This is a genomic window from bacterium, assembly GCA_016873475.1.
Lineage (GTDB): Bacteria > Krumholzibacteriota > Krumholzibacteriia > JACNKJ01 > JACNKJ01 > VGXI01.
On record VGXI01000323.1, the window covers coordinates 1 to 2,665 of the forward strand.

Here is a 2,665-nt window from a genome sequence, read left to right on the forward strand (position 1 = left end):
ATCCACTCGGGCTGCGCCCCATCTTCCCGGGGCTCGCGCTCAGCGGACTCCTCAGCGCGATCGCGGCGCAACCGGGAGCGCGGTCAGGTTGACGGCCCCGCGCTCCCAGGTCTCGGGCTGCCGCCAGAACTCCAGGCTCTCGACGAGGAAGTCCTGCGCGGCGAGCGCGGCCGCGGCGCTCAGCGGATCGGGTTCGGCAGGATCGGGCGACCACTGCGCGTGGCCCTCGCGCAGCGCGAGCCAGGAGCCCGGCAGCGCGCTGTGGCCACGGCAGCGGTAGCGCTGCAGCTCGAGACCGCTGTGCTCCTCGGCGATGCGCAGCAGCAGCTGCAGCTCGCAGCCACGGCGGTCGCTGCCGTCCGCCGCGGTCTGCAGGACGAGCCGCTCGACGCTCACCAGTAGCCGCAGGGCCGTCCGCCGCGAGCCCGCGCCCGTCTCGAAGCCGAAGTCCTGCAGCGTGCGCGCGAGGCTCTCGCGCAGGCGGGGCCCAAGCTCCGCGTAGGGAAGCGGGCGCAGGGTCTCCTGCAGCGGCAGCCCAGGCGCCCGCAGCTCCCAGCGCAGGGGGCTGAAGCTGCCGAAGTGCTCGTCCACCGGCAGATTCACGCAGTCGAAACGCAGGGCGGGCAGGCGCTCGGCGCGCTCGAGGTACTCGAGCCGCAGCAGGCTGAGCTGCTCCGGATCCAGCGCCGGCGGCGCAGCGGGGCGACAGGCGAAGGCCGCTAGCAGCAGGCTCGCGGCCATGGCATGCGCGAGTGCGGGCATGGGATGATTATCGCGCTCCGCGGGGCTCGGGTCCAGCCCCGGCTCCACAGGACGCGAACTCGAGCCTAGTTGCCCGCGGCGAGCTGGCGCCGCAGCGGCCCTGCGGCCGGCTCCCAGTTGCCCTTGAGCTGGTTCTGGCCCCCGACGAAGGCCAGATAGCTGTACTTGCCGTAGTGCGGCACCTTGCTCGCGATGGCCCGCAACTCGCCGGGGCTGTCGGCGAGCACGGCCAGGTAGCCGCCGCCCGCGCCGCGCTTGCCGGCATAGACGAGCGCGTGCTTGCCCGGCTCGAAGCGCTGGCCCTGGAAGACCGTGAAGAAGGGCGTGCGCTGCAGCCCGGACGCCGGCTCGCCGATCGCCGCCGGCGGCGGCGAGGTCCCCAGCCAGACGACCGTGCGCGCAGCGGCCAGCGCGGCCTGTGCCTCCGCGGCCGGCATCACGCGCGGCTCGCCCTCGACGAAGGCGGCCGCGAACTCGCGCGCCGCGCCGCTCAGCTCGGCGCTGAGCCCCGGCTCGAGCAGGAAGAGCGGGTCCTCGTCGGCGAGCACGAGGCTGAGCGTAGCCTCCATCTCCTCCTCGTCGAGGCGCCGGAAGACGTGGCAGTCGGGATCGACGGCCAGGCTGGTGGGCGCCGCGGCGAGACGGCGCTCGAAGGGCAGGCGCGCCACGGCGGTCTGGACGCTGAAGTCGACCGGTCCGGCGGCGGTCGTCACGCGCAGCGGCACGCTGAGGATCATCGGTGCGCCCATCTGCAGCAATTCGCCGCGCAGCAGCCAGCCGGTCCCGTCCTTGTCGATGCTAACCTCGCCGAGCGCCAGCTGCGCCGCGCCGGGCTGCTCGATCCACTGCCGGCGCTCGTCCTCGAGGGCGCCCGGCGCCAGCTTGCCCGCGGTCTCGATCGCGCGGAAGAAGTCCGCCCAGGTCGCGGCCTGCCACTGCTTCTCGGCGACGATCGCGCGCAGCGCGGCGCGGAAGGCCTCCCGCCCCACGCGCTCCTCGAGCATGTGGAAGACGAACAGGCTCTTGCCGTAGCCGACCGCGCGCGTCGCCATGTCGTGGCGGCTGACGAACTCGCTGAGCGGGAAGTCGCGGCCGTCGCGCGTGTAGTGCGTGTAGTCCTTGAGCGTGGAGCGGCGATACTGGCGAGCGGCCTCGGCCGACTCCCGCTCCTTGTAGAGGTAGTCGGCCGTGTAGCTGGTCAGCCCCTCGCACCAGTTGCCGCCCTCGCCGACGAAGACCGAGTTCCCCCACCAGTTGTGCGCAATCTCGTGGCCGAGACTGGTCGACTTGATGAAGGGCAGCCTGAGCACCTGCTGGCCGAGCAGCGTCCAGGACGGCATGCCGTAGCCGGTCGGGAAGAAGTTCTCGACGACGGCGAACTTGGCGAAGGGATAGGGCCCGAGGAAGGACTCGTAGAGGTCGAGGTAGCCGACGCAGGCCTCGAGGTAGCCGGCGGCGAGGCTCGAGTCCTCGGGGAAGAAGTAGGTCTCGATCAGGGTGTCGCCGTGCTTCAGCGCGTCGACGCGGAAGCGATTGGCCACCAGATCGAGGCCCTCGCTGAGGAAGGGCGCGTCCCAGGTGGTTTCGCGCCGGCCGGCGACGCTGAAGTCGCGCAGGCAGCGCCCCATCGCGAGGCTGCTCCAGCCCGCCGGTACGACGGCCGTCACCCGGTGCGCGCTCGTGCCGTCGCCGACCAGGGGATACCAGGCCGCGCCGCCCGCCAGGTAGATGCCCGTCTCGCCCACCGTCGCTCGGATCTCCGCGCCCACGCGCTCGCGACTGAAGACGGTGCCGCTCACGTCCTGGAAGAGCTCGCCTTCCCAGCGAAGCACCCACTCGGCACTCGCCGCGCCGTCCTTGCGGGCGAGACGCCAGCGGCGCAGCCCCTCGCCGAGGCTGCCCC

Annotated in this window: 1 protein-coding gene; it reads right to left on the minus strand. The window is 72.7% G+C overall.

What is annotated here, in order from left to right; translation table 11 throughout:
* Positions 1–51: 51 nt before the first annotated feature.
* Positions 52–762 carry a hypothetical protein gene (locus tag FJ251_15310; GenBank protein ID MBM4119070.1) on the minus strand — a complete coding sequence of 237 codons (711 nt, stop codon included), beginning with the start codon at positions 760–762 and terminating at the stop codon, positions 52–54.
* Between the last annotated feature and the right edge of the window lie 1,903 nt (positions 763–2,665).